At 76.2% G+C, this 25706-nt stretch carries 25 protein-coding genes and 1 tRNA gene; 21 read left to right on the top strand and 5 right to left on the bottom strand.

Annotated features, from left to right (window positions below; translation table 11 throughout):
* Positions 1-34: 34 nt before the first annotated feature.
* From BXA05_RS18685 to BXA05_RS19865, 9 genes are all read left to right on the top strand, one after another.
* The gene (locus BXA05_RS18685; RefSeq protein ID WP_076406685.1) at positions 35-601 is read left to right on the top strand and encodes a hypothetical protein; all 567 of its coding nucleotides are present in this window, start codon (positions 35-37) and stop codon (positions 599-601) included.
* The gene (locus BXA05_RS18680; protein ID WP_076406683.1) at positions 598-2277 is read left to right on the top strand and encodes an AAA family ATPase; all 1680 of its coding nucleotides are present in this window, start codon (positions 598-600) and stop codon (positions 2275-2277) included. Before BXA05_RS18685 ends, BXA05_RS18680 begins: the two co-directional genes overlap by 4 nt.
* The gene (locus BXA05_RS18675; protein ID WP_076406682.1) at positions 2274-3632 is read left to right on the top strand and encodes a GlnX family signal transduction membrane protein; all 1359 of its coding nucleotides are present in this window, start codon (positions 2274-2276) and stop codon (positions 3630-3632) included. The genes BXA05_RS18680 and BXA05_RS18675 overlap by 4 nt, the downstream gene beginning before the upstream one ends.
* Entirely contained in the window at positions 3629-4669 is a 1041-nt protein-coding gene (locus BXA05_RS18670) for a glutamate ABC transporter substrate-binding protein (RefSeq protein WP_244550520.1), read from the top strand. Before BXA05_RS18675 ends, BXA05_RS18670 begins: the two co-directional genes overlap by 4 nt.
* A complete protein-coding gene (locus BXA05_RS18665; RefSeq protein ID WP_076406680.1) occupies positions 4666-5772 on the top strand; it encodes a hypothetical protein in 1107 nt (368 codons plus the stop codon). The genes BXA05_RS18670 and BXA05_RS18665 overlap by 4 nt, the downstream gene beginning before the upstream one ends.
* On the top strand, positions 5769-8120 hold the full coding sequence (locus BXA05_RS18660) for a serine/threonine-protein kinase (RefSeq protein WP_076406678.1): 2352 nt from the start codon (positions 5769-5771) through the stop codon (positions 8118-8120). The genes BXA05_RS18665 and BXA05_RS18660 overlap by 4 nt, the downstream gene beginning before the upstream one ends.
* Positions 8117-9409: a PP2C family protein-serine/threonine phosphatase gene (locus BXA05_RS18655; protein ID WP_076406676.1), complete on the top strand. Its 1293-nt coding sequence runs from the start codon at positions 8117-8119 to the stop codon at positions 9407-9409. Before BXA05_RS18660 ends, BXA05_RS18655 begins: the two co-directional genes overlap by 4 nt.
* Before the next feature lie 70 nt (positions 9410-9479).
* Positions 9480-10763 (top strand): vWA domain-containing protein, encoded by a 1284-nt coding sequence (locus BXA05_RS18650; RefSeq protein ID WP_021483252.1) that lies wholly within the window; start codon positions 9480-9482, stop codon positions 10761-10763.
* Positions 10760-11731, top strand: a complete 972-nt coding sequence (locus BXA05_RS19865; RefSeq protein ID WP_076406674.1) for a double zinc ribbon and FHA domain-containing protein — start codon at positions 10760-10762, stop codon at positions 11729-11731. The genes BXA05_RS18650 and BXA05_RS19865 overlap by 4 nt, the downstream gene beginning before the upstream one ends.
* A gap of 7 nt (positions 11732-11738) precedes the next feature.
* Here the strand turns inward: BXA05_RS19865 and BXA05_RS18640 are convergent, their stop codons facing one another.
* A complete protein-coding gene (locus tag BXA05_RS18640) occupies positions 11739-12224 on the bottom strand; it encodes an Hsp20/alpha crystallin family protein (protein ID WP_369824872.1) in 486 nt (161 codons plus the stop codon).
* 338 nt (positions 12225-12562) lie between these two features.
* On the opposite strand from BXA05_RS18640, the gene BXA05_RS18630 reads away from it, so the two are divergent.
* From BXA05_RS18630 to BXA05_RS18610, 5 genes are all read left to right on the top strand, one after another.
* Entirely contained in the window at positions 12563-13267 is a 705-nt protein-coding gene (locus tag BXA05_RS18630; protein WP_083712035.1) for a biotin transporter BioY, read from the top strand.
* Between the two features lie 20 nt (positions 13268-13287).
* Positions 13288-14685 carry a class I adenylate-forming enzyme family protein gene (locus BXA05_RS18625; protein WP_076406671.1) on the top strand — a complete coding sequence of 466 codons (1398 nt, stop codon included), beginning with the start codon at positions 13288-13290 and terminating at the stop codon, positions 14683-14685.
* Positions 14682-15893: a thiolase family protein gene (locus BXA05_RS18620; RefSeq protein ID WP_244550519.1), complete on the top strand. Its 1212-nt coding sequence runs from the start codon at positions 14682-14684 to the stop codon at positions 15891-15893. The genes BXA05_RS18625 and BXA05_RS18620 overlap by 4 nt, the downstream gene beginning before the upstream one ends.
* Positions 15894-15997: 104 nt before the next feature.
* Positions 15998-16678, top strand: a complete 681-nt coding sequence (locus tag BXA05_RS18615; protein ID WP_076406725.1) for an energy-coupling factor ABC transporter ATP-binding protein — start codon at positions 15998-16000, stop codon at positions 16676-16678.
* Positions 16675-17274, top strand: coding sequence for an energy-coupling factor transporter transmembrane component T family protein (locus tag BXA05_RS18610; protein ID WP_076406669.1), 600 nt, complete (start codon positions 16675-16677; stop codon positions 17272-17274). The genes BXA05_RS18615 and BXA05_RS18610 overlap by 4 nt, the downstream gene beginning before the upstream one ends.
* 111 nt (positions 17275-17385) lie before the next feature.
* Here BXA05_RS18610 and BXA05_RS18605 read toward each other — a convergent pair whose 3' ends face one another.
* From BXA05_RS18605 to BXA05_RS18595, 3 genes are read right to left on the bottom strand one after another with little or no spacing between them, the layout of a single operon-like run.
* A complete protein-coding gene (locus BXA05_RS18605; RefSeq protein ID WP_076406667.1) occupies positions 17386-18708 on the bottom strand; it encodes an MFS transporter in 1323 nt (440 codons plus the stop codon).
* On the bottom strand, positions 18705-19328 hold the full coding sequence (locus tag BXA05_RS18600; RefSeq protein WP_061268549.1) for an ArsR/SmtB family transcription factor: 624 nt from the start codon (positions 19326-19328) through the stop codon (positions 18705-18707). The genes BXA05_RS18605 and BXA05_RS18600 overlap by 4 nt, the downstream gene beginning before the upstream one ends.
* Before the next feature lie 47 nt (positions 19329-19375).
* On the bottom strand, positions 19376-20113 hold the full coding sequence (locus BXA05_RS18595; RefSeq protein ID WP_076406666.1) for a phosphatase PAP2 family protein: 738 nt from the start codon (positions 20111-20113) through the stop codon (positions 19376-19378).
* A gap of 234 nt (positions 20114-20347) precedes the next feature.
* Between BXA05_RS18595 and BXA05_RS20155 the strand changes: the two genes are divergently transcribed.
* The 3 genes from BXA05_RS20155 to BXA05_RS18585 all read left to right on the top strand — a co-directional run bounded on the left by BXA05_RS20155 (position 20348) and on the right by BXA05_RS18585 (position 21492).
* On the top strand, positions 20348-20488 hold the full coding sequence (locus BXA05_RS20155; protein WP_157446647.1) for a hypothetical protein: 141 nt from the start codon (positions 20348-20350) through the stop codon (positions 20486-20488).
* 134 nt (positions 20489-20622) lie between these two features.
* Positions 20623-21324 carry an oligoribonuclease gene (orn, locus tag BXA05_RS18590; protein ID WP_083712042.1) on the top strand — a complete coding sequence of 234 codons (702 nt, stop codon included), beginning with the start codon at positions 20623-20625 and terminating at the stop codon, positions 21322-21324.
* Positions 21325-21416: 92 nt separating this feature from the next.
* Positions 21417-21492 (top strand) — tRNA-His (locus tag BXA05_RS18585).
* Between the two features lie 86 nt (positions 21493-21578).
* Here BXA05_RS18585 and BXA05_RS18580 read toward each other — a convergent pair.
* Positions 21579-22220 (bottom strand): LysE family translocator, encoded by a 642-nt coding sequence (locus BXA05_RS18580; RefSeq protein WP_076406664.1) that lies wholly within the window; start codon positions 22218-22220, stop codon positions 21579-21581.
* Positions 22221-22448: 228 nt separating this feature from the next.
* On the opposite strand from BXA05_RS18580, the gene BXA05_RS18575 reads away from it, so the two are divergent.
* From BXA05_RS18575 to BXA05_RS18560, 4 genes are all read left to right on the top strand, one after another.
* Complete coding sequence (locus BXA05_RS18575; RefSeq protein ID WP_076406662.1) at positions 22449-23282, top strand: ABC transporter ATP-binding protein; 834 nt, start codon at positions 22449-22451, stop codon at positions 23280-23282.
* Positions 23279-23920 carry an ABC transporter permease gene (locus BXA05_RS18570; RefSeq protein WP_043654098.1) on the top strand — a complete coding sequence of 214 codons (642 nt, stop codon included), beginning with the start codon at positions 23279-23281 and terminating at the stop codon, positions 23918-23920. Before BXA05_RS18575 ends, BXA05_RS18570 begins: the two co-directional genes overlap by 4 nt.
* On the top strand, positions 23917-24648 hold the full coding sequence (locus tag BXA05_RS18565) for an ABC transporter permease (RefSeq protein ID WP_076406660.1): 732 nt from the start codon (positions 23917-23919) through the stop codon (positions 24646-24648). The genes BXA05_RS18570 and BXA05_RS18565 overlap by 4 nt, the downstream gene beginning before the upstream one ends.
* A 78-nt stretch (positions 24649-24726) precedes the next feature.
* The gene (locus tag BXA05_RS18560; protein WP_061268544.1) at positions 24727-25650 is read left to right on the top strand and encodes an ABC transporter substrate-binding protein; all 924 of its coding nucleotides are present in this window, start codon (positions 24727-24729) and stop codon (positions 25648-25650) included.
* Positions 25651-25706 lie beyond the last annotated feature (56 nt).

The raw sequence follows: 25706 nt of genomic DNA, 5'->3' as shown, positions 1-25706 counted from the left end.
CCCTCCCCGCACCACAGATCGGACCCCGAGCTAGATGGGCTGGTTCTCCGACGTGATCGGCCGCCTCGGCGGCCGGTCCTCCGCGCCCGAGCCCGAGTACGAGCTGCCGGCCCCGCCCACGTCGACCGACATCCTCGCGTCGGTCGAGCGGGTCGAGCAGCAGATCGAGGGGCGCGTGCCGCCCGCCGTGACGGCGCGCGTGCACCGCATCACCGGCACGGTCGAGGAGATGGTCCCGCGCCTCGACCGTCTCGGCGGCGGGTCGCAGCAGGCGCACACGGTCGTCGCGACGGCGACGAGCTACCTGCCCGAGGCCGTCGGCGCCTACCTGCGCCTGCCGCGCGACTTCGCCGACCGACGGGTCGTCGCGCAGGGCAAGACGTCGCTCATGCTGCTGTGCGACCAGCTCGACCTGCTCGGCGTGACGCTCGACAAGATCTCCGACGCCGTGTCGCGGGCCGACGCTGCGGCCCTCGTCGCGCACGGCGCGTTCCTGGCGGAGAAGTTCCGCGACTCGTCGATCGCGCTCGACCCCGGCGCGGGCCGGGGCACGCCGCAGCCGGGTCCGCCGTCGGAGCCCGGACGACTGGAGGCACCGTGACCACCCCGGACACCCCGACCCTCGCGGCGGCGCTCGACGCGCTGGACGCCGCCGCGCGTACCGCGGGCGTCGACGAGGAGGCCGCCCGCGACGAGGGCGCGCGCCTCGCCGCGGCCGTCGCCGAGTCCTCCCCCGGCGCCCCGGCGGCGTGGCTCGCCGCGCTGGGCCACGACCCGGCGGCGACGGGCGCGTTCTTCACCGCGGCGTCGAGCGCCCGGCGCTGGCGCACGTCCCCGACCGACGTCCTCGCCGCCCTCGGGGCAGCGCGCTCGAAGCACGCGACCGCGTACGGGCAGGCGCTCGCCGACGTCGCCCGCGCGGCTGCGCGCCTCGGCTCCCCCGGCCCGCACGTCGCCGGGGCCGCCGCCTCGACCGCCGCGGTCCAGCAGGCCGGAGCCGGCCCGGTGGCCGCCCCTGCTGCGACCCACGCGCCAGCAGGCCCGACGTCCGCCGCGGGCGGCCCGCTCGCCGCACCCCGCACGACGGGCAGCGCGGACCCGTTCGACCTCGGCGACCTTCTCGCCGCGCAGGGCTCGCTCGACGCGCTGCGCCGCCCGGCCCCCGAGGTCCCGTCCGTCGCGTCGATCCTCGACGCGCTCGGTGCTCGCGGGACCGGGGGCGGGACCGCGCCGTCCGGCACGACGCCCGCCCCGCCGTCGGGCACGACGGCGGACGCGACCGCCGGGAGCGCGGAGACGGCCATGGAGACCGCCGCGGAGGCGACGGTCGAGGAGGAGCACGCGCGCTCGATCGAGGAGCTGCTCGCCGAGCTCGACGCGCTCACGGGCCTCACGCGCGTCAAGGACGAGATCCACCGCCAGACCGAGCTGCTGCGCGTCGAGAAGCTGCGCACCGAGGCGGGCCTGACCCGCCCCACGCTCACGCGTCACCTCGTGTTCCTCGGCAACCCGGGCACGGGCAAGACGACGGTCGCGCGGCTCGTCGCGGGCATCTACCGCGCGCTCGGGCTGCTCGAGAAGGGCCACCTCGTCGAGGTCGACCGCTCGGAGCTCGTCGCGGGCTACCTCGGGCAGACGGCCGTGAAGACGTCGGAGGTGGTCGCGACCGCGCTCGGCGGCGTCCTGTTCGTCGACGAGGCGTACGGGCTCGCGGAGGACCAGTACGGCGCCGAGGCGATCAACACGCTCGTCAAGGACATGGAGGACCACCGCGACGAGCTCGTCGTCATCGTGGCGGGCTACCCCGGCCCGATGGCCGACTTCCTCGCGACGAACCCCGGCCTCGAGTCGCGGTTCTCCACGACCATCACGTTCGAGGACTACGCCGACGCCGAGCTGCGCGACATCTTCGCGAGCATGGCCTCCCGGGCGGACTTCGAGCCGACCCCCGAGGCGCTCGACGTCTTCGCCCGGCTCGCCGCGGCGCAGCCGCGCACCGAGGGGTTCGGCAACGCGCGCTGGGCCCGCAACGTGCTCGACGCCGCGATCGCGCGCCACGCGTGGCGGCTCAAGGACGTCGACGCCCCGACGATCGACGAGCTGCGCCTGCTCCTGCCCGTCGACCTCGTGGACGGCGAGGGCGCTCCCGCGCTCCTCGCGACGCTCGACCCGCCGGCACCCGAGGACGCGCCGGCCGAGTCCCCTGCCCCCGAGACCGCCGACGGCACCGACGACGCACCCGACACCGCACCCTCCAGCGCCGAGGAGAACGCATGACGACCACCCCGGTCCGCCCGGCGGGCCAGCAGATCGTCCCGGCCGGCGGACCCGCGCCGGGCGGTGCCCTGACCGCCCCGGGCGGGGGCGCCGTCGTCCCGCAGGGGTCGCATGGCGCCGCCGTGTCCCGCGCGCGCGGCGCGCTGCGACGGACGCCCGGCAAGCTGCGCCTCGTCATGGCGCTGTGCGTGCTCGCCGCGCTCGCGCTCGGCGTCCTCGGGTTCCAGGCCGGCAGCCTCCAGTCGCGCGCCCTCGCCGCGGCGAGCGAGGACGCGGCCCAGCTCGTCGGGGTCCAGGAGGTCCGCAACGCGCTCGTCGCCGCGGACGCGACCGCGACCGGGGCGTTCCTCGTCGGGGGCCTCGAGCCCGCCGACCAGCGCGCGCGGTACGACGAGCTCGTCGACCAGGCCGCGAACCGCCTCGCCACGCTCTCGGGCAGCAACGAGGCGGACGCCGCGCTGCTGGGTCAGGTGGCCGCCGACCTCACGGTCTACACGGGCCTCGTCGAGCAGGCGCGCGCCACCAACCGGCAGGGCTTCCCCGTCGGGTCCGCGTACCTCGACCAGGCCTCGACGATCCTGCGCGAGCAGATGCTCCCCGCGCTCGACGAGGTCGTGCTCGACGACGCCGACCGCGTCGCCGCGGACTTCTCGGGCGTGCGCAACGCGCTGTGGGTGCTCGCGGCCGGCCTGCTGGCCCTCGCCGTGCTCCTCGCGAGCCAGGTCTGGCTCGCGCGGCGCACGCACCGCGTGCTCAACGTGGGGCTCGCCGTCGCCACGGCCGTGCTGCTCGTCGTGGGCGTCGTCTCGACGGTCCTGCTCTCCCAGGCGAGCGCCCGCGCGCACGACGTGCGGACCGGCCCCTACGCCGCGACGCTCGCCGCGTCGCAGGCCTACTCGCTCGCGAACGACGCGAAGTCCATGGAGGCGTTCACGCTCATCAAGCGCGGCTCGGGCCAGACGTACGAGGAGTCGTTCGTCGCCGCGACGGACGACGCGGCGGCACGCCTCGACACCGCGGCGGCCGAGGGCAACCTCGACGGGACGACGGCGCAGGCGCTCGACGCCTGGGTCGCGCGGCACGCCGAGATCCGCGCGCTCGACGACGGGGGCCAGTGGGACGACGCGGTCGCCCTCGCGACCGCGACCGACCCCGAGAGCCCCAACGCCGCGTTCGACGCGTTCTCGGCCGCGGCGCGCGACGACATCGAGACCCACGCCGCCGCGACGAGCGACCGCCTCGACGGCGCGGCGACCACGGCCACCGTCGCGGGCTGGCTGCTGCTCGCGGCAGGGCTCGTCGCGGCGCTGCTCGCGTGGCGCGGCGTGACGGCACGACTGGAGGAGTACCGGTGACCACGACGCCTGCCCCCCACGCCCGGCCCGCCGGGACCCGCCGCACCGGCACGCGCGCGCGCCACGCCGGTGTCGTCACGACCGGGCTGGCTTCGGCGCTCGTCGCGCTGCTGACGCTCGGCGCTTGCTCCGGGCCGTCCGGCGCGGAGGACCTGCGCCTGACGACCACCCCGCAGGACGAGTCGGCCACGGAGTCCCCCGCGGCGCCCGCCGCACCCGCCGAGTGCGCCGACCCGCTCGCCTCGTACGCGCCCGAGGGCGCTCTGCCCGGCCCGGACGCCCTGCCCGGCGGCAGCACCATGGCCGCGATCCGCGACCGCGGCACGCTCGTCGTCGGCGTCTCGGCGGACACGCTGCTCATGGGCGCGCGCAACCCGCTGTCCGGCCAGATCGAGGGCTTCGACATCGACGTGCTGCACGAGGTGTCGCGCGCGATCTTCGGCGACCCCGACCGGCTGCAGTTCCGCGTCATCACGTCGGGGCAGCGGCTCGAGGTGCTCGAGAACGGCGAGGTCGACCTCGTCGCGCGCGCGTTCACCATCAACTGCGAGCGCTGGGAGTCCATCGCGTTCTCCGCGGAGTATTACCACGCGGGGCAGAAGGTGCTCGTCACGCGCGACTCGACCGCGAACGGGATCGCGGACCTCGAGGGCCAGCGCGTGTGCGCGCCCGAGGGCACGACGACGCTCACGCGCCTCGAGCAGTTCTCCGGCATCGAGCCCGTCCCGGCGACCACGCACACGCAGTGCCTCGTGCTGTTCCAGCAGGGCAAGGTCGACGCGATCACCGGCGACGACACGATCCTCGCGGGCTTCGCGGCCCAGGACCCGTACGCGAAGGTCGTCGGCGAGGCGATCAGCGACGAGCCCTACGGCATCGGCGTCCCGGCGCAGAACGTCGACATGGTGCGGTTCGTCAACGGCGTCCTGGAGCAGATGAAGGCCGACGGGCGCTGGGCCGCGATCTACGGCGAGTGGCTCGGCGGCCTGGGCCCCGCCCCGACCCCGCCGGCCGCGGTGTACGGCCGCACGCCGTGACGCGCTCCCCCGCACCCGAGGCGCCGGGACGGCTCGGCGAGGCGATCCCCGCCGCCGACCTCCTGGCGTACCTCGGCGCGCTCGAGACCTGGCTCGACGAGCGCCGCACCGAGCTCGACCGGCTCGACGCCGCCGCGCAGGCCGCCGCGACGCCCGACGCCTACACCGCCGACCTCGTGCTCGCGCTGTCGCTGTGGCAGGCGATCCGCTCGCGCGCCGACGAGATCCGGCCCGTGTGGGACTCGGGCCGGGCCGACGCCGTCGCGCGCGAGAAGATCTCCCAGCTCCTGTGGGGCCGGCTCGACTCGGGCTCGGGCGCCGCGCTCGTCTCGCTCGTCGAGGCGGTCAAGCTGTGCGACGCGCTCGTCGTGCAGCTGCGCACGCGCCTGTCCTTCGACCCGCACACGGCCGACCAGGTGGCGCGGCTGCGCGGCGTGCGCGCCGAGCTCGTGCGCTGCGAGGACCTTGCGGGCTCGGACGCCGACGCGCGCGGGCGCGTCGAGACGCTCCGCGGGCGCCTCGACCACCTCGTCGCGCAGGCCGCGCGCGGCGCCGACGTGTCGGGCCCGCTCGCGGAGCTCGAGACCGAGGTCGCGCGCGCCGAGCGCGACCTCATCGTCGCGTCCGCGCAGCGTCGCGAGCTGCGCCGCGACCGCGCCCGCACCGAGGAGCAGCGCGCCGCGCTCGAGGCGCGCGAGCCCGCGCTGCGCGAGCTCGTCGCGCGCTGCCGCCGTGAGATCGCGCACCCGCCGCGGCTCGCCGTCCCGGACGTCTCGCGCCTCGGCCCCGTGCCCGACTCGCGGTTCGAGCTCGACGCCTACGCGGCCCGGCTCGCGACCGTGGCCCGCGCCGTCGAGACCGTCGAGGACGCCTACACCCGTCCCCTGCGCGCCCGCGCCGAGCTGCGGTACAGCCTGGAGCGGCTCGCCGCGCGGGCCGACGCGAACGGCCGCTCGGCGTCCCCCACGGTGCGCTCGGGCCTCGCCGAGGCGCGCGAGGCCGTCGAGACGACGCCGTGCGACGTGACGCTCGCGCGGTTCCTCGTCGAGCAGTACCAGTTCCTCACCCGCGACCTGCCCACCCCGGAAGGAGCGTCGTCGTGACGACCACCGCGACCGTCCCGTGCTCGGAGCCCGGCTGCCCGGGCACCATCGAGGACGGCTACTGCAACGTCTGCGGCGCGCCCGCGGGCGGCTCCGGCACCACGCCGACGCCCGCCGCGAGCGGCACCACCGGCGTGCCCGCGCCCGGGAGCGCGGCCGCCGCCTCGCCGTCCGCCATGCTCGGCACCGGGTTCGTGCAGGGCCGCCCGGGCACCGCCGGGGCGGGCGACCCCGACGCCGAGCGCTCGACGCGCACCGGCCGCACGAGCTCGAGCCGCCTCGCGTCGACCGCGCTCGGCTCCGCGCGCACCGCCGCGACCGGCTCCAAGGCGACCCGTCGCGTCGGGACCTCCTCGACGCGCCTGCGCGGGCGTGGCCTCGGCGCGGGCCTCACGACGGTCCCGTCGGTGCCCGTCCGCGACCCGCTGCAGTCCGTCATGGCCGTGCCCGAGGTCGCCGAGCGCAAGCGCTTCTGCCCCGCGTGCGGCGAGAAGGTCGGCCGCGGGCGCGACGGCCAGCCCGGCCGCACCTCCGGGTTCTGCCCCCACTGCGGCAACCGCTTCGACTTCACCCCGCAGCTGAAGCCGGGCGACCTCGTGGGCGGCCAGTACGAGGTCGTGGGCTGCCTCGCGCACGGCGGCCTCGGCTGGATCTACCTCGCGCGCGACCAGAACGTGTCCGGCCGGTGGGTCGTGCTCAAGGGCCTGCTCAACTCCGGCGACCCCGACGCGTACGCGGCGGCGATCTCGGAGCGCCAGTTCCTCGCGGAGGTCGAGCACCCGCTCATCGTCGAGATCTACAACTTCGCGATGCACGACGGCGCCGGCTACACCGTCATGGAGTACGTCGGCGGCGAGTCGCTCAAGGAGATCCTCCAGCAGCGCCGCGAGGACAACAACGGGGTCATCGACCCGATGCCCGTGGACCAGGCCCTCGCCTACGTGCTGGCGATCCTGCCCGCGTTCGCGTACCTGCACGACCACAACCTGCTGTTCTGCGACTTCAAGCCGGAGAACGTCATCCAGCAGGGCGACGGCGTGAAGCTCATCGACCTCGGCGGCGTGCGCCGCACCGACGACCTCACGTCCGCGATCTTCGGCACGGTCGGCTACCAGGCGCCCGAGGTCGCGGAGGTCGGGCCGTCGGTCGCGTCCGACATCTACACGATCGGCCGCACCCTCGCGACGCTCGTCCTCGACTTCCGCGGGAACACGACGACGTACGTCGCGTCCCTCCCGCCCGTCGCGGACACCCCGGTGTTCCAGCAGTACGACTCGTTCTACCGCCTGCTCGCCAAGGCGTGCGCGCTCGACCCGGCCGACCGGTTCGCGACCGCCGACGAGATGCGCACCCAGCTGCTCGGCGTCCTGCGGGAGGTCGTGGCGGCGGACGCCGGCCCGGGCAACCCGGCGCTGCACTCGGCGGCCTCGGTCCTGTTCGAGGCGCCGGTCGCGGACGTCGCGTCCCGCCCGCTCGCCTGGGACGAGCTGCCGACGCTGCGGCGCGACGACCACGACCCCATGGCGAGCTGGCTCGCCGGGGTCAACGTCGTGGACCCGGACGCGCGCCTCGCCGCGCTCGCCGACGCGCCCGAGGACACGGTCGAGGTGCGCCTCGCCCGTGCGCGCGCCGCGATCGAGGCGGAGCGGTTCGACGTGCTGCGCGACACGATCGCGACCATCCTCGCGGACGACCCGTGGGAGTGGCGCGCCGCGTGGATCGGCGGCCTCGGCGAGCTCGCGCAGGGCGACCCGGTCGCGGCGCGCGCGTCGTTCAACGCCGTGTACGGGCAGGTGCCGGGCGAGCTCGCGCCCAAGCTCGCGCTCGCCGCGGCCTGCGAGCTGAGCGGCGAGCCCGACATCGCCGAGTCGCTCTACGTGATCTGCGCGCGCACCGACGCGAACTACACCGCGCCGGCCGCGTTCGGGCTCATGCGCGTGCGCGAGGCGCGCGGCGACCTCGACGGCGCGCTGCACGCGCTCGACCTCGTCGGCCCGACGCGCGGGTCGTACGTCGAGTCCCGCACCCTCCGTGCGCACCTGCTCGCCGCCTCGGGCCGCGGGCTGCCCGCGCTCGCCGACGCCATGGCGAGCGTCTCGACCGTCGCGATCGCACCGCGCGAGCGGGCCGAGCTCGCGGTGGGCGTCCTGCGCTCCGCGCTCGACACCGTGACGACCTCCGGCCCGGAGCCGACCACACGCATCGCGGGCGTGCCCGCCGACGAGCCCGCGCTGCGCGACGCGCTCGAGGGCGCATACCGCGAGCTCGCGTCGCTCACCGACTCGCGGGACGAGCGCATCACGCTCGTGGACCGCGCGAACGAGGTGCGCCGGTGGACGATCCGATGAGCGACTCCCCCGCACCCGCACCCGCGCCCGGCGGCACGGTCGCGGAGCCGAGCGGCGTGCTCGCGTGCCCGGCGTGCGGGGAGCCGTCGCCCGAGGGGGCCCGGTTCTGCGAGGCGTGCGGCACCCCGCTCGCCCCGCTCCCGACGGCGACGGACCCGGACGCCGGGACCGGCGCCGCGGCCGACACCGCACCCGATGCCGCGACGGACCCCGCAGCAGCCGGGACCGGCGACGGCGGGCCCAGGTCCGACAGCGTGACCGCCGCCGGGACCGCCGCGCCGTCGGGCGAGGCCTCCACCGAGACCGGCGGCGACGCGGCCGAGAGCGGTGTGCGCCCCTGCGTGCGCTGCGGCGGCCGGGTCGCCGAGGACGGGTACTGCACCGAGTGCGGCGAGCCCGCGGCGTCGGAGCGCGACCACTGGGCCGAGCGGCCCGCGAGCTGGGTCGCCGGCGTGTGCGACCGAGGTGTGCGGCACTCGCGCAACGAGGACGCGATGGCCCTGGCGGCGAGCCCGTCCGCGACCGCCGAGCGGGCGTTCGCGGCGCTCGTCGTGTGCGACGGCGTGTCCTCCGCCCCCGACTCCGACGTCGCGAGCCTCTCCGCGGCGCGCGCCGCGCGCGACGTGCTCGCGGCGCGCGGCCCCGACGGGCCCGACCCCGTGACCGGCGAGGCCTCGGCGCGCATGGGCGCGTGGTCTGCGCTCCTCGGCGACGCGTCGCGCGCTGCGCAGGACGCGATCCTCGCGACCGTCGGCACGATGGCCGACCGCGAGAACCCGCCGTCGTGCACGTTCGTCGCGGCCGTCCTGGACGGGCCGCTCGTCGTGGCGGGCTGGGTGGGCGACTCGCGCGCCTACTGGATCCCGGACGACGGCGACGCGCACCAGCTCAGCGTGGACGACTCGTGGGCGCAGGAGATGATCGCGCAGGGCGTGCCGCGCGCCCAGGCGGAGACGTCGCCGCAGGCGCACGCCATCACGCGCTGGCTCGGCCCCGACGCCCCCGACCCGGTGGCCCGCACGGCCGCGACCCTGCCCGACCGCGACGGCTGGCTGCTCGTGTGCTCGGACGGCCTGTGGAACTACTGCTCCCCCGCGGCCGACCTGGCGGCCCTCGTGCGCAGCACGCAGGACCGCGTCGGCGACGACCCGCAGGTGCTCGCGGGCGCGCTCGTCGACTGGGCGAACGCCCAGGGCGGCCGGGACAACATCACGGCGACGCTCGCCCGGTTCTCCCGGGCGTCGTCCGCGACCCCGCCGCCGCCCCCGACGGACCCCGCCACCGCCTGACGCGCACCGCGCGTCGGGCCCCGACGACCCGATAGCCTGCACGAACACCCGCACCACCGAAGGAGCCCCCATGGCCGAGTTCGCCGCCGAGGTCTACCAGAACGAGTTCCTGTCCGAGGGCGCGACGGACGTCCACGCGATCGTCACCGTGACGTGCCGCGGCGCCGGGAGCGCGGGGAGCGCCGGCGGCGCGGGCGGGGTGGCCGAGATCATCATGGTCGACACGTCGGGGTCGATGTCGGGGCGCAACATCGAGGCCGCGAAGCACGCCGCCCAGGTCGCGGTCGACCAGATCCTCGACGGCACGTGGTTCGCGATCGTCGGCGGCAGCCACGTCGCGAACCGTGCGTTCCCCTACCCGAACGCCCGCATGGCCATGGTGCAGATGGAGCCGGGCGCGCGGGCCGAGGCGAAGCGCGCGATCTCGATGCTCACGCCCGGCGGCGGCACGGCGATGAGCACGTGGCTGCGCCTCGCGGACCAGCTCTTCGCCACGGTGCCGCAGGCGACGCAGCGGCACGCGATCCTGCTCACCGACGGCAAGAACGAGTCCGAGCCCCGCGCCAACCTCTCGGCCGCGGTCCGGGACGTCACGGGCCACTTCCAGTGCGACGCGCGCGGCGTCGGCTCGCGCTGGCAGGTCGACGAGCTGCGCGAGATCTCCACCGCGCTGCTCGGCACGGTGGATCTCATCGCGGACCCGAACGAGATCGCCGCCGACTTCGAGAAGCTCATGCAGGCGTCGATGGCGCGTGGCGTCGCCTCGGCCGACCTACGCGTGTGGGCCCCGCAGGGCTCGCAGGTGCTGTTCGTGCGCCAGGTCGCCCCGACCGTCGAGGACCTCACGCACCGCCGGGCCGAGGTCAACCCGCTCACGGGCGCGTACCCCACCGGATCGTGGGGCGACGAGTCGCGCGACTACCACGTCGCGGTGCGCGTGGCCTCGAAGCCCGTCGGCTCCGAGCAGCTCGCGGCGCGCGTCCAGCTCGCCGTGAACGGCGAGGTCGTGTCCTCGGGCCTGGTCAAGGCGAAGTGGTCCGACGACGAGTCGCTCACCACGCGCATCAACCCCGAGGTCGCGCACTACACCGGCCAGACCGAGCTCGCCGCGGCGATCCAGGAGGGCCTCGCGGCCAAGGCGTCGGGCGACGAGGCGACGGCGACCGTCAAGCTCGGCCGCGCCGTCCAGCTCGCGCAGCAGACGGGGAACGAGGAGGCGACGTCGCGCCTGCGCAAGGTCGTCGAGATCGACGACGAGGAGCACGGCACCGTGCGGCTCAAGCGCAACACCTCGACGCTCGACGAGATGGCGCTCGACACCGCCTCGACGAAGACGACGCGGGTGCGTCGGTGAGCGCCGTCGTCTGCCCCAACGGGCACCCCTCGGAGTCGACCGACTACTGCGACGTGTGCGGCGAGCCCATCGCCGCGGCGTCGGCACCCGCGGCGCCCGCGGCGGGCGCGGCGTCTCCTGCTCCGGGCGGGGCCTCCGCACCGGCGCAGGCCCTCGAGTGCCCGAACTGCGGCTCGCCCGCTCCTGCCGGCGCGCTGTTCTGCGAGAACTGCGGCTACGACTTCACCACCGGCGCCCTGCCCGACCCGGTGGAGCCTGCGTCGGCGCTCTCGCTCGACCCGCCGTCACGCCCCACGCCGGCCACGCCGGCCGCACCCGCCGCTGCCCCGGCCGCACCGGAAGCGGGCCTCGCGTCGGGCGTGACGCCGCCCCCGCTCCCGGCTCCGGCCGCGTCCCCGGCGTCCGCGGCCACCCCGCCGCCGGGCGCCTCCGCACCGCTCGAGGCTCCGGCGTCGATGCCGGCCGCCGGGACGGGCACGGGCGAGCAGCCCGCCGGTGCGTCTGCGGACCCGGCCGGCCCCGCGCCGTCGGGCGCGCACCTGCCGACGCCGCCCGTGCCCGGGCCGGACCAGTGGGTCGTCGAGATCTGGATCGACCCGGACTGGTACGCGGCCCAGCAGCCCGAGGACCTCATGCCGTCGGCGGGCCTGCCGGGGCTGGTCGTGCTGCGCGAGCGCAGCGTGCTCGTGGGGCGCCCGTCGGTCTCGCGCGGCATCCACCCGCAGGTCGACTGCGGCGCGGACACCGGGGTCTCGCGACGGCACTGCCAGCTCAGCACGGACGGGCAGCGCTGGTGGGTCGAGGACCTGCAGTCCTCGAACGGCACCTACGTGAGCCCCGCGGGCGAACCGCTCCCGACGGACCCGATCCCCGCCGGCCAGCGACGCGAGCTGGCCGACGGGGACCGCGTGTACCTCGGGGCGTGGACGCGCCTCGTCGTCCGCAAGGCCCTCCCCGGCGAGGCGTGAGCCCGGCTCAGCCCTCCGACGTCTGAGGCTCGGCCTCGGCCGTGATCTGGGTCGCCGCGCCGCCCGCGCGGTGCGCGACCTCGATCCGGCGGGGCCGGGCCTCCTCGGCCACCGGGATCGTCAGCGTCAGCACGCCGTCCTCGTACGACGCCGTGATCTTGTCGAGCGCCAGGCCGCGCCCCACCGTGAGCTGGCGCGCGTACGTGCCGGACGGCCGCTCGCGGGCGAGCCACTGGACGTCCGGGTCGGTCCGCGGGCTGCGCTCGGCGCGGATGGTCAGCGTGCGGTCCTCGACGGACACGTCGATCGTGCCCGGGTCGACGCCCGGGAGGTCCATCGTCAGCACGTAGTGGTCCCCGGCGCGGAACAGGTCGAGCGGCATGCCGCCCGAGGCCGCCGAGGCGGCGGTCGCGCGGGCGCCGGACGCGAGCTGGCCGACCAGACGGTCCATCGCGTCGAAGGTGCTCGTGAAGGGGTCGGTCATCGCAGCCACACCTCTCACCTCCTCGTCGCACGGTCCCGGACGGTCCGGGACCGGTCGGTGCTCCCGCGAGGCAGGCACCCCGCGGGCGGCTACAGCTCCTGTTTTAGCACTCTCACCCCGAGAGTGCCAAGAGGTGCGACGAGCCGTGTCGCCCGGCCGGGCAGGCCGCGTTGTGCGGCTCCCACACCGACCCCGCGCCCGCGCCCCGGCGCGGTTGGAGGATCCCTCCAACGCCTTGTGCGATCCGTGCACGGCGGGCCGCGGAGGTGGTCGCGAGCGCCGTCGCCCGAGGGCCGCCGTCCCGGCCAGAGTGGACACGCCCGACCACCGACAGCAGGGAGCCCGCGATGACCGACGCCCGCACGGAGACGCCCGCCGCCACCCCGTCCGCGACGGCGCCCACCACCCCGGACGCGCCGCGCGGCGCACCGCGGGACCTGCCCGACCGTCGCCGCGGCCGGTTCGCGCTCGACGCCGGCGACGCCGCGCGGGTCGCGACGTTCGCCGCGCTCCTGGCCGCGCTCGGCCTGCCCGGCTCGATCGCGCTGTTCGGCAACGCGGTGCCCGTGACGCTCCAGACGCTCGGCGTCATGCTCGCGGGGGCGATCCTCGGCGCGTGGCGCGGCTCGCTCGCCGTCGCGACGTTCCTCGCGCTCGCCGCGGCCGGGCTCCCCGTCCTCGCGGGCGGGCGCGGCGGGCTCGGGGCGTTCGTCGGGCCGTCCGCGGGCTACCTCGTCGGGTTCCTCGCCGGCGCGGCCGTCGTCGGCCTGCTCGTCGACCGGCTCCGGCGCGTCACGTTCGCGCCCGTGCTCCTCGCGTGCGTCGTCGGCGGGATCGCGGTCGTCTACGCCGTCGGCATCCCGGTGCAGGCGCTCGTCACGGGCGTGCCGCTGCCCACGACCGCGCAGCTCTCGCTCGCGTTCCTGCCCGGCGACCTGCTCAAGGCGCTCGCCGCAGCCGCGATCACGGTGGGCGTCGTGCGGGCCTACCCCGCGGCCCGTCCGGTCGGGCGCACCAGCCGCGCCGCGGCCGACGGCCGCCCCGCCTCCTGAACACCTGCGAGAGTGTCCGCGTGCCCGTCGCCCACCAGGTCCTGACGCACGCCGCCGACCCGGCCGCGCGCGACCGTCCCGCCCTGCGCACGCCCGAGCGGTCGCGCACCTACGCCGCGCTCGCCGCGGACGTGCGCGCGGGCGCGACGCACCTGCGCGCGTCGGGCACGCGACCGGGCGACCTCGTCGCCGTGTCGCTGCCGGACCCGCTCGACCTGCTCACGGCGATGCTGGCCGTCGACCACCTGGGCGCGACGCCGCTCGTGTGCGACGCCGCGTGGCCGCGCGCCCACCGCGCCGAGGTGCTGCGCACGCTCGCGCCGCGCACGTTCGTCGAGGTGCCGCTGCCGCGCGGGACCGGCACCGCCGACGGCGCGGAGCCCGCGCCGTCGCACGTCCCCGGTCCCGACGACCTCGCGTGGGCCGGGTTCTCGTCCGGGAGCACCGGCCGCCCGCGCGCGGTCGTGCGCACGCGCGCGTCGTGGGCGGGGTCGTTCGACGCGGTCACCCGTCTCCTCGGGCTGCGACCCACCGACGCGGTCCTCGTCCCCGGCCCGCTCGCGTCGTCGCTGTACTGCTTCGCCGCCGTGCACACGCTCGCCGTCGGGGCGTGCGTCGTCCTCACGCGCACCCCGGCCGCGACGACGGCGGCGCTCGCGACGAGCGACGTCGTGCACCTCGTGCCGCAGGTCCTCGACGACGTGCTCGACGCCGTCGTTGCGGGCGCGCCCTCGCGGCTGCGGCACGCGGTCGTCGGCGGGGCGTCGCTCGCGCCCGGGGCGCGGGAGCGGGCGCGGGGCCTCGGCGTCGACGTGCTCGCGTACTACGGCGCCGTCGAGCTGTCGTTCGTCGCCTACGACCCCGACGGGTCGGGGCTGCGCGCGTTCCCCGGCGTGGACCTGGCGGTCCGCCCCCTGCCGTCGGCGAGCGTCGGCGAGGTGTGGGTGCGCTCGCCGTGGGTGTCGCGCGGCTACCTCGCGCGCGCCACGGGACCGCTGCGGCGCGACGGCGCGTGGCACACCGTCGGGGACCTCGCCGACCCGGGGCCGGAGCCGCTCGTGCTGCGCGGCCGGGGCGACGGCGCGATCCTCTCGGGCGGGTCGACGGTCGTGCCCGAGGACGTCGAGGTCGTGCTGCGGGCCGTGCCCGGGGTGCGCGACGTCGTCGTGCTCGGCACGGCGCACCGCCGCCTCGGGGCGGTCGTGACGGCCGTCGTGGAGTGCGACGACCGGTCGGGGCTGCGCGCGCACCTCGAGCGGGTCGCCCGCGCGGCGCTCGCGCCGGCCCAGCGACCGCGGCGCTGGTACGGCACGCGCGCGCTGCCGAGGACGCCGTCGGGCAAGCCCGCGCGCGGCGCGGTGAGCGAGGCCCTCGGCGGGACGGACCTCGCGCGGTCGGGCCTGGAGCCGCTGCGGTGACCCGGCACCCGAGCACGTCGACGCGCGGCACGACGGACGCGACGCCCGTGGTGGTCGCCGCGCGCCGCACGTGGATCGGCACCGCGGGCCACGGGCACCGGGCGCTCACCGAGGTGGACCTCGCGGCCGCGGCGCTGCGCGCGACCCTCGACGACGCGCGGGCGCACGGCGTCGACGGTGACGTCGCGGACGTCGTGCTCGGGTGCTGCACGGGCCCCGGCGGGGACGTCGCGCGCGTCGCGGCGCTCGCCGCGGGAGCGGGCGTCGGCGTGCCCGGCCTCACGGTCGACCGGCAGTGCGCGTCCGGCCTCGCGGCCGTGCTCGTCGCGGCGCAGCAGGTCCGCGCCGACGAGGCGACGCTCGTCCTCGCGGGCGGCACCGAGAGCGCGACGCGCTCCCCCGCGCGGGCCCACCGCACGCCGTGGGGGGACGTCCCGTACGCGCGCGCGGCGTTCACGCCCGTGCCGTGGGCCGACCCGGGGATGGGCGCGGCGGCCGACGAGCTCGCCCGACGACGCGGCGTGACCCGCGAGCGCCAGGAGGCGTACGCGGTGCGCAGCCACGCGCGCGCCCGCGCGGCGCACGACGCCGGGCGGTTCGCCGCGGAGACCGTGCGCGTCGGCCCGCCGGGCCGTGCCCTGGAGCGCGACGAGCGCGCTCGCCGCCTCGACCCGGCCGTCGTCGCGCGGCTCTCCCCCGCGTTCACCCCCGACGGGACCGTCACGGCGGCGACGTCGAGCCCGGTGAGCGACGGCGCCGCGGTCGTCGCGGTGGTTCCCGAGGCGGTGCGCCGCGACCTGGGCCTCGCGGGCCTGCGGGTCGTCGCGTCGGCCACCGTGGGCTGCGACCCGGCGCTGCCCGGGTGGGGCCCGGTGCCCGCGGTGCGCGCGGTGCTCGACCGCGCCGGCGCGCGGCTCGACGACGCGGCCGCGGTCGAGGTCGTCGAGGCGTTCGCGGCCCAGGTGCTCGCGGTCACCGACGCGCTCGGCCTCGACCCGCTGGGCGACCCGGCGGACGACGCCCGCGTGTGCGCCGACGGCGGCGCGCTCGCGCTGGGCCACCCGTGGGGCGCGAGCGGCGCGGTGTCCGTGGTCCGGCTGTTCTCCCGGCTCGTGCGCGGGGGCGCGCGGGCCGGGACGCTCGGGCTCGCGACGGCGGCGGTCGGCGGCGGCCAGGGCGTCGCGGTGCTCGTGGAGGTGGCGCGGTGATCGCGCGGGCGGCGCGCGCCCTGCGGGGGCGACGCCGGGACCGCCCGGCCGAGGTCGCGGCACCCGCGCCCGAGCTCCCGCCGCAGGACGGCGCAGCGGGCTGCGTGGTGCGGCTCGAGGACGTGCACGTGCGGCTCGGCGAGCGCGACGTCCTGCGCGGCGTGAGCCTCGAGCTGCGCGAGCGCCGGGTCGGCGTGGTCGGGGCGAACGGCTCGGGCAAGAGCACCCTGGCCCGCCTGCTCAACGGGCTCGTCGTGCCCACCGCGGGACGCGTGCTCGTCGACGGTCTCGACACGCGCCGCCAGGGCGCGGCGGTGCGACGGCGCGTGGGGTTCGTGTTCACCGACCCGGACGCGCAGATCGTCATGCCGACCGTGGCGGAGGACGTCGCGTACTCGCTGCGCGGCGTCCCCGCGGACGAGCGCGCCGCGGTCGTGCGGCGCGCGCTCGCCGCGCGCGGCCTCGCCGAGCACGCGGACCATCCCGCGCACCTCCTCTCGGGCGGCCAGAAGCAGCTCCTCGCGCTCACCTCCGTGCTCGCGGCGGGACCGCGCCTCGTCGTGGCCGACGAGCCGACCACGCTCCTCGACCTGCGCAACACGCGCCGCGTCGCCGCCGAGCTCGCGTCCCTCCCCCAGCAGGTCGTGCTCGTCTCGCACGACCTCGCGCTCATGGACGCGATGGACCGCGTGCTCGTGGTCGACGGCGGGCAGGTCGTGGCGGACGACGCGCCGGGCCCGGCCGTCGCGCACTACCGGCGCCTGGTCGACGCGGGGCCGGGATGACGCCGGGCGGCTACCGGCCGGGCACCTCGGTGCTGCACCGCCTCCCGGCCGGGGCGAAGCTCGTCGGCCTCGCGACGGCGTCGGGCGCGGTGCTGCTCGTGTCGTCACCGTTCGCGGTGGGGGTCGTGGTCGTCGTGGTCGCGACGCTCTACGCGCTCGCGGGGGTGGGGGCCCGCGCGGCGTGGGAGCAGGTCCGACCGCTGCGGCTCGTCGTGCCGGTGCTCCTCGCGGTGCAGTGGTTCGCGCTCGGTCCCGCCGCCGCGGTGGTCCTCACGACCCGCCTCGTGGCGCTCGTCGCGCTCGCGGGCCTCGTGCTGCTCACGACCCGCACGGCCGCGGTGCTCGCGGCGATCGAGCGCGGGCTGCGCCCGCTCGGCCGCGCGGGGGTCGACGTCGGCCGGGTCGCGCTCGTCCTCTCGCTCGCCGTGCGCTCCGTCCCGGTGGTCGCGGCGCTCGCGCAGCGCGTGCGGGACGCGTCCCGCGCGCGCGGCCGGGAGCACGACGTCCGGGCCTTCGCCGTCCCGTTCGTCGTGGGCGCCCTGCGCCAGGCGGACGCGCTCGGCGACGCGCTGCGCGCCCGCGGCCTCGACGACTGAGGCCGCCCCGGCGTCGTCTCGCCGGTGGTCCCGGTGCTGCGCCCCGCCGTCGTGCCCCCCGCTGTCGTGCCCGCTGTCCCGGCCCCGCCGCTGTGCCGCCGGTCGGTCCCGCTAGCGCGCGCCGGCGACGGCGCGGCGGCCACGCAGGGCGAGCGCCGCGGCGACGGCGATGCCCGCCACGGTCACGACGAGCAGCACCCGGTAGTCCACGACCCCGACGAGCGCGGCCCCCACCACGGTGAGCAGGAGCTGGGGCACGTTGAGCAGCATGGTGCTCGCCGCGGCCACCCGGCCCTGGAGCGCGGGCGGCGTGCGGAGCTGGCGCTCGGTGACGAACCCGACGATCGCCCACGTGACGCCGAGGCCGACGCCGCCCAGCCCGACGACGACCGCCACCACGCTCGTGCCGGTCGCCGGGACGATGCCGAGCGCGAGCACGACCAGCCCCAGCGCGACGAGGCGCTGCGCGCCCCACCGGGCCGCGAGCCGGGCGGCGGTGAGGCCGGCCACGATCGCGGTCACGGCCTGGACGGACGAGACCGGGCCGAGCAGCGCGGCGGGCAGGCCGAGGCCGTCCTCGACGATCGCGAGGCTCACGGCGTTGAGCAGGCCGACCGCCCCGAACGCGACGACGAGGGCGACGGTGAGCACGCCGAGCGGGGCCGTCCGCGCGAGGTGCCGGAAGCCCGCCGTCACCTCGGCGAGGTACGGCTCGCGCTCGTCGGCCGGCGGTGTCTCGCGCACCCGCACGCGCGCCACCACCGCGGCCGCGACGACGAACGCGCCCGACGCGGCCAGGACGAGCGGCCACACGCCCGCCAACGCGTAGGCGCCCGCGCCGACGACGGGCATGAGCAGGCGGAACACCTGGTCGATCGTCGTGAGACGGCCGTTCGCGGCGACGAGCGCGTCGTCGGGCAGCATGTCGCGCACGAGCCCGGACTGCGCCGCGGACGTCGCGAACCCGACCCCCGAGTACACGACCGTCACGAGGAGCACGAGCCACACCTGTCCCGGGCCGCGGACGAGGAGGAGCGCGAGCAGCACGGCCGCGCCGACGAGGTACGTCGCGACGAGCATCCGGCGGCGGGACACCCGGTCGGCGAGCTGGCCGAGGAACGGCGACGCGAGCGCGGGCAGGCCCAGCGCGGCGAACACGAGCCCGGCCGCACCGTTCGATCCCGTGAGGTCCTTGACCCACACGGCGAGGATGATCGCGAGCACCGAGTCGGCGAAGTTGGTGAAGCCCCACGCGACGGAGAGCAGCCGGAAGGGGCGCCCGCGGAGCGCCGCCCGTGCGTCCGGTCCCGGCGTCGTGCTCTCGCGCTGCGGCGCGGACGCCCCGGTCGCCCTCTCCCCGGTCGCCGTCGGCGCGGCGGTCGACGTCGGCGCCGCGGCCTGGTCCGTGGCCGCCGGCTCGGACGGCGCGGTCACCGGGGGTCCGCGGGCGGGTCGGCGTTGACGACGGCGAACAGCCGCGCCGGTCGCGCGCCCTCGGGGCGCAGCGCCGGGTCCTCCCAGCGCCCGGCGAACCGGTCGGTGAGCGCCTCGACCTCGCGGGCGAGCGCGTCGAGCTCCTCGCGCGTCGCGTAGAACGACGACGAGCTGAGCGTGGAGGCGAGCAGCCACCGCGGGTCCTCCGCCGCGGCGCCGGCGAGCCACGCCCGCACGCGCGCCGCCTCCTGGCCGAGCACGAGGTCCGCCACGGCGCTCGCCGCGGGCAGCGACTCGGGCACGTCGGGGTCGAAGCGGGTCTGGCGGCCGCGCCCGACCGTCCGCCACGGGCGCTCCTTGCCGCGCCGCTCGGCGGCCTCGACGTAGCCGTACTTCGCGAGCATGCGCAGGTGGAACGAGCAGCTCGCGACCGACTCGCCCGTGACCTCGGCGCAGCGCGTGGCCGTGACCTCGCCCTCGTCGTCGAGCAGCGCGAGGATCCGCAGGCGCAGGGGGTGCGCGAGGGCGCGGATGCTCGCCGGGTCGGTCGCGACGACCGGCTCCGGCGGGGTCGTGCTCGCGGGGGTGCCCGGCGCGGGGCGGTCGGCAGCGGTCGTCATGGCGACGACGCTACGTCACGAAAGATATCTTGCGCAAGAGTTCTTTCTCAAGATTCCTCGGGCGGTGCCTCGACGGGCCGCGGGGATGCCTCCGGTCGAGCCAGCAGGTCGTGCACCCGGCTGACCGCGACCACGACGCCGAGCACCGCCACGGCCAGACAGAGCCCGGCGAGGACGTCCGTGAGGAAGTGGTACCCGAGGTAGAGCCGGCTCAGCGCCACGGTCCCGACGACGAGCACCGACGCCACGACCCAGACCGTGAGCACGCGCGCGTCGCGGTGGCGGTGCCACACGAGGTAGCCCCCGACGAGCACGAGCGTCGCCGCGCCGATCGTGTGGCCCGACGGGAACGAGAACGACCGCTCCACCCCGGCCACGACCATCGAGACGTCCGGGGGGCGCGGTCGCGCGATCACGGCCTTGAGCACGCTCGAGACGAGGGTCGCGAGCACCATCGCCCCGGCGAGCAGGCCCGGCTCCCACCACGTCCCCGAGCGGCGGGCCCACACGACGCACCCCACCGCCACGAGGACGGGCAGCACGAACGGGCCGAACACGTTCGTCACGACCGTCAGCACCCCCGTGGCGACGGGAGTCCGGTGCGCGACCATCCAGGCCAGCAGCGGCTCGTCGAACCGCCAGAGGTCGTCCCGCTCCCGGACGGAGTCCAGCAGGCCGGCGAAGCCCAGGACGCCGACCAGGACCAGGAGCACCCCCGGCCAGACGCTCACGAGCACCGCCCGCGGCGACGTGCCCTCCTTCGACCCGCTCGTCGTCGCACCCATCCCCGGAGGCTACGGAACGCGGGCCGACGACGCAGCGCGGCACGGTCCCGGGCCGACCCTCCGACGGACCGGACGGGCCCCCGGGCGGTCCTGGCGAAAATCCCGTGCGCCCCCGGCGCCCGGCGTGGTCGTATGAGCACACACCGCGGTGGCGTCCGTCCGGTCCGTACCGGGCGGTGGAGGGTCCGGCCAGACCCACGAACCCAGCGTCACGAGAGCAGCACCATGCATCCCTTGATCACGTACGACGTGGCGGCCCTCAGCCGTCGCGAGCAGCTGCAGGAGCAGACCCTGCGCCGGTCGCAGCTGCGCCGCACCACGACCCGCGTCCCGGCGCACACCCGGCAGGCCCGCCTGTCGCGCCGCACCGCATGACGCGCACCGAGCGCTCGTCGCACCGGGGGCACACCCCGCCGGGCGAGAGCGCGACCCGTCGAAGGCCTCGGCCGTCCGGACCCTCCGTGGACCGGACCGCCGGGGCCTTCCTCGTGCGCGACTAGGCTGTGGGCGTGAGCCCTGTGAACGCGAACGAACGCATCGTCTGGATCGACTGCGAGATGACCGGGCTCGACCTGGGCGCCGACGCCCTCGTCGAGGTCGCCGCGGTCGTCACCGACTCCGAGCTCAACGTGCTCGGCGACGGGGTCGACGTCCTGGTCCGCCCCCCGGCCGAGGCGCTCGAGCAGATGGGCGACTTCGTGCGCCAGATGCACACGACGTCCGGCCTACTGGACGAGCTCGACGAGGGCCTGACGCTGGCCGAGGCCGAGCAGCGCGTCCTGGACTACGTCCGCACCTGGGTGCCGGAGCCCGGGAAGGCGCCCCTCGCGGGGAACTCCGTCGGGACCGACAAGGCGTTCCTCGACCGCGACATGCCGGCCCTCATGAGCCACCTGCACTACCGGATCATCGACGTCTCCTCCGTCAAGGAGCTGTCCCGCCGCTGGTACCCGCGCGCCTACTTCTCCTCTCCCGAGAAGCACGGCGGGCACCGCGCGCTCGCCGACATCCTCGAGAGCATCGACGAGCTGCGCTACTACCGCGCCGCCGTCTTCGTGCCCGCGCCGGGCCCGGACTCGGCGACCGCCCGCAAGATCGCGGAGCAGGTCGTCACGACGAGCGTGACCCGGGGACGCACGCGTCCCGCCGAGGGCGCCGACGCCACCGACGACCCGGCCGTGGCGACCGTCACAGGAGCCGGCGAGGCCTGACGCGAGAAAGGCGTCCAGGAGCACCTCCCGGACCGGGTACACTTTTCGACGGCCGGTGCTCCAGGCGCCGGTCCGTGAGCACGGCTCACATGGTGGGTATAGCTCAGCTGGTAGAGCACCTGGTTGTGGTCCAGGGGGTCGCGGGTTCAAGTCCCGTTACTCACCCCAGACGGCGAGGGCCGGTCTCCGTACGGAGGCCGGCCCTCGTCGCGTCCCGGGCCCGACGAGCCCTGCGTCGACGCGCTCGGGGCCGCTCAGGGCGCGCGGTGCGACGCGACGGCGAGGACGCCGCCGAGGCCGATCATCATCCCGCCGCCCGCGGCCCGCACCGCGCCGAGCCGTCGGGGCGAGGACGCGAACCACGAGCGGGCCGCGCCCGCCGCCAGCGCCCAGACGCTGTCGCACACGAACGCGATGACGGTGAAGACGAGCCCGAGCACCATCATCTGCCCGGGCACGCGGCCCGCGTGGAAGTCGGTGAACTGCGGCAGCACCGCGACGAAGAACACGATCGTCTTGGGGTTGGTCACCCCGACGACGTAGCCCTGCCGCACCACGCGCCACCAGGGCTCACGTACGGGGGCGGCGTCGACGGCGACGGTCCCGTCGCGCCGGTGACGGATCGCCTGGACGCCGAGCCACACGAGGTAGGCGGCCCCGACGAGCTTGACGACCGTGAAGATCGCGACCGACGTCGCGACGACCGTCCCGACCCCGAGCGCCACCGCGACCACGAGCGTGAGCGCGCCCAGCTCGTTGCCGAGCACGCTGAGCACGCCGCCGCGGTGGCCCAGCGTGAGCGAGCGGCCGACGACGAAGAGCACGCTCGGGCCCGGGATCGCGACGAGCACGAGGGACGCGAGCGCGAAGGCGAGGAGGGCGTCGAGGTGGGGCACAGCGCCACGATAGGCCGCAGCGTGACGCACGTCACGGGCGAATCCGCGCGGCAGGCCGGACGCACGGCGGCGACCGCCGCCCTTGCGGAGGCCGCCCGCGCGGTCCGGGTGCGGCGTGTCGGTGGTTCGTCGTACGGTCTGGGGGACGCGCGGCATTGCGCTTGACGAGCCGAACCGCGGTCGTGGTTGGGTGGAGGCCGTTCACCGACTGTCGGGAGGCAGCGCCCCATGATCGAGTTCCGATCGGTCACGAAGACGTACCCCGACGGCACGGCTGCGGTCGCCGACTTCGACCTCGTCATCCCACCCCACCGCACCACGGTGCTCGTCGGCTCCTCCGGGAGCGGCAAGACGACGCTCCTGCGCATGATCAACCGGATGGTCGAGCCCACGTCCGGCACGATCGAGATCGACGGCAGCTCCGTCCTCGACCGCGACCCGGTGAAGCTGCGGCGCAGCATCGGGTACGTCCTGCAGAACGGCGGGCTGCTCCCCCACTACAAGGTCGTCGACAACGTGACGACGGTCCTGCGGCTCGAGGGCACGCCCCGGAGGCGGGCGCGCGAGCGCGCCCTCGAGCTCCTCGACACGGTCGGCCTCGACCGGGCGCTCGCCGACCGCTACCCGAGCCAGCTCTCGGGGGGCCAGCAGCAGCGCGTGGGCGTCGCCCGCGCGCTCGCTGCGGACCCGAACATCCTGCTCATGGACGAGCCGTTCGGCGCGGTCGACCCGATCGTGCGGGCCGAGCTCCAGACCGAGACCATCCGGCTGCAGCGGGAGCTGGAGAAGACGGTCGTCTTCGTCACGCACGACGTCGACGAGGCCTTCCTGCTCGGCGACCAGGTCGTGATCCTCGAGAAGGGGGCGCAGATCGCGCAGATCGGGTCCCCGAGCGAGATCCTCGAGAACCCCGCGAGCGAGTTCGTCGCGAGCTTCATCGGTGCCGAGCGCGGCCGTCGTGCGCTGCGCACGAAGCGGACGGACCACGGCACGGTCCTCGTCGACGGCGCGGGTCGGACCCAGGGCGTGCTCGTCGGCGACGCCCCCGAGGACGGCGCATGACCTGGGTCCTGGACAACGTCGACCTCATCGGCCGTCTGACCGTCGAGCACCTGCGCCAGTGCGTCGTGCCGATCGTGCTGGGGTTCGTCGTCTCGATCCCGCTCGGCTGGCTCGCGTTCCGGTTCCGCCTCACGCGGGGTCTCGTGCTCACGCTCGTCGGGCTGCTCTACACGATCCCGTCGCTCGCGCTCTTCGCGCTGCTCCCGCCGCTCCTCGGCATCAGCTTCCTGTCCGAGGTCAACCTGGTGGTGGCACTGACGATCTACGCGGTGGCGATCATGACGCGGTTCGTCGCCGACGCCCTGGCGTCGGTCGACCCGACGGTCCGGCAGGCGGCCCTCGCCGTCGGGTACGGGCCGTGGCGACGCTTCTGGCAGGTCGACCTCCCGCTCGCCGGCCCCGTGGTGCTCGCCGGGCTGCGCGTCACGGCCGTCTCGACCATCTCGCTCGCGACGGTCGGCATCCTCATCGGGATCGACAACCTCGGATACCTGTTCACCAACGGCTACCAGCGGCAGATCGTCCCCGAGATCCTCGCCGGCGTCGTCGCGGTCGTCGTCATCGCCCTGCTCGTCGACCTGCTGCTCGTGCTCGCCGGGCGAGCGGTCATGCCCTGGTCCCGGAAGGTGCGCGCATGAACGTCTTCTCCGACGCGGTCGCCTGGATCTTCTCCCCCGACCGGCTCACCGGCGCGCTCCCGCTGCCCGAGGCGATCTGGACCCACCTCGCGTTCACGTTCGTGGCGGTGCTGATCGCCGCGGCGATCGCTATCCCCGCAGGCTGGGCGATCGGCCACACCGGGCGCGGGCGGGAGGTCGCGGTCGCCCTCTCGGGCGCGGCGCGCGCCGTGCCCTCGTTCGGGCTCGTCCTGCTGCTCGTGCTCGTGCTCGGGGTGACCCACAAGGTCGCCGCGTCGATCACGGCGTTCGTGCTCCTCGCGATCCCGCCCATCCTCGCGGGGGCGTACGCCGGTATCGAGGCCGTCGAGCGGCGCGTGGTCGACGGCGCCCGGTCCGTCGGCATGACCGGGTGGCAGGTCCTCCTCAAGGCCGAGGTTCCTCTCGGGCTGCCGCTGCTCATCGGCGGGCTGCGGTCCGCGACGCTCCAGGTCGTCGCCACCGTGACGCTCGCCGGCTACGTCGGCAACTGGGGTCTCGGCTTCTACATCGTGCAGGGCATCCAGATCCGCGACTTCTCCCAGATCCTCGGCGCGGCCCTCGTCATCGTCGTGCTGGCCGTCGTGCTCGACGCGCTGTTCGCGATCCTCCAACGGCTCGTCGTGCCGCGCGGCGTCACGGCGGGACGGTCCGCGGAGGACTCCCCGTCCCGGCGGCGCCGCCGCGCCCCCGAACCCACCACCGCCTGACGCGGACGGCGCTCCCCCGCCGCACGCGCCGAACCGACCCCTCCCGGTCCCCGGGACGGCCCTCAGAAAGGCAGACACATGCGCACCACCCGACGCACCGCCGCCCTCGTCGCCACCGCGGCGACCGCCGTCCTCGCCCTCACCGCCTGCGGCGGCGGGTCCGACCCGCTCGCCGAGGACACCACGAGCTCCGACGGCGGCGGCAGCGCCTCGTCCGACACGATCGTCGTCGGCTCGCAGGCCTACTACTCGAACGAGATCATCGCGGAGATCTACGCGCAGGCGCTCGAAGCGGAGGGCTTCACGGTCGAGCGCAACTTCTCGATCGGCCAGCGCGACGCGTACATGCCGGCGCTCGAGAGCGGCGAGGTGCAGCTCTTCCCGGAGTACACGGGCAACCTGCTGCAGTTCTTCGACCCGGAGACCACGGCGACGTCGCCCGACGACGTGTACGCGGCGCTCCAGGAGGCCCTGCCCGACGGCCTCACGGTCCTCGACCAGTCGACCGCCACGGACCAGGACTCCTACAACGTCACCGAGGCGTTCGCCACGGAGAACGACCTCACGAGCCTGTCCGACCTCGCCGGCCTCGACGTGCCGCTCACGCTCGGCGGCCCTGCGGAGCTCGAGCAGCGCCCCTACGGCCCGCAGGGGCTCAAGGACGTCTACGGGGTCGACGTGTCGTTCGTCGCGACGGGCGACACGACCGTCCAGGACCTCGTCGCCGGGACCGTGAACATCGCGAACGTGTTCAGCGCGGACCCGCGCATCCAGACGGAGAAGCTCGTCACGCTCGAGGACCCGGAGGGCCTGTTCCTCGCCTCGAACGTCGTGCCGCTGGTCAACGCGGACATCGCCGACGAGATCGCGGACGTGATCAACCCGGTGAGCGAGGCGCTCACCCCCGAGGGCCTCGTCGCCCTCAACGTGGAGTCCACGGTCGACCAGCGCTCGCCCGAGGACATCGCCGCGGACTGGCTGTCGGAGAACGGCCTCGCCTGACCGCACGACGACGGCGGCCCGTCCCGGGATCGGGACGGGCCGCCGTCGTGCGTGGA

The organism is Cellulosimicrobium funkei (assembly GCF_900155925.1).
GTDB lineage: Bacteria > Actinomycetota > Actinomycetes > Actinomycetales > Cellulomonadaceae > Cellulosimicrobium > Cellulosimicrobium funkei.
Note: the sequence above shows the minus strand (reverse complement) of the source record. Positions and strands in the feature narration are given on the sequence as shown.

Bases quoted from the DNA above. Each gene is read 5' to 3' on its own strand.
- BXA05_RS18685 (WP_076406685.1), top strand. From the start codon at position 35: ATGGGCTGGTTCTCCGACGTGATCGGCCGCCTCGGCGGCCGGTCCTCC.
- BXA05_RS18675 (WP_076406682.1), top strand. From the start codon at position 2,274: ATGACGACCACCCCGGTCCGCCCGGCGGGCCAGCAGATCGTCCCGGCC.
- BXA05_RS18655 (WP_076406676.1), top strand. From the start codon at position 8,117: ATGAGCGACTCCCCCGCACCCGCACCCGCGCCCGGCGGCACGGTCGCG.
- BXA05_RS18650 (WP_021483252.1), top strand. From the start codon at position 9,480: ATGGCCGAGTTCGCCGCCGAGGTCTACCAGAACGAGTTCCTGTCCGAG.
- BXA05_RS18630 (WP_083712035.1), top strand. From the start codon at position 12,563: ATGACCGACGCCCGCACGGAGACGCCCGCCGCCACCCCGTCCGCGACG.
- BXA05_RS18610 (WP_076406669.1), top strand. From the start codon at position 16,675: ATGACGCCGGGCGGCTACCGGCCGGGCACCTCGGTGCTGCACCGCCTC.
- BXA05_RS18600 (WP_061268549.1), bottom strand. From the start codon at position 19,328: ATGACGACCGCTGCCGACCGCCCCGCGCCGGGCACCCCCGCGAGCACG.
- BXA05_RS18595 (WP_076406666.1), bottom strand. From the start codon at position 20,113: ATGGGTGCGACGACGAGCGGGTCGAAGGAGGGCACGTCGCCGCGGGCG.
- BXA05_RS18575 (WP_076406662.1), top strand. From the start codon at position 22,449: ATGATCGAGTTCCGATCGGTCACGAAGACGTACCCCGACGGCACGGCT.
- BXA05_RS18570 (WP_043654098.1), top strand. From the start codon at position 23,279: ATGACCTGGGTCCTGGACAACGTCGACCTCATCGGCCGTCTGACCGTC.
- BXA05_RS18565 (WP_076406660.1), top strand. From the start codon at position 23,917: ATGAACGTCTTCTCCGACGCGGTCGCCTGGATCTTCTCCCCCGACCGG.
- BXA05_RS18560 (WP_061268544.1), top strand. From the start codon at position 24,727: ATGCGCACCACCCGACGCACCGCCGCCCTCGTCGCCACCGCGGCGACC.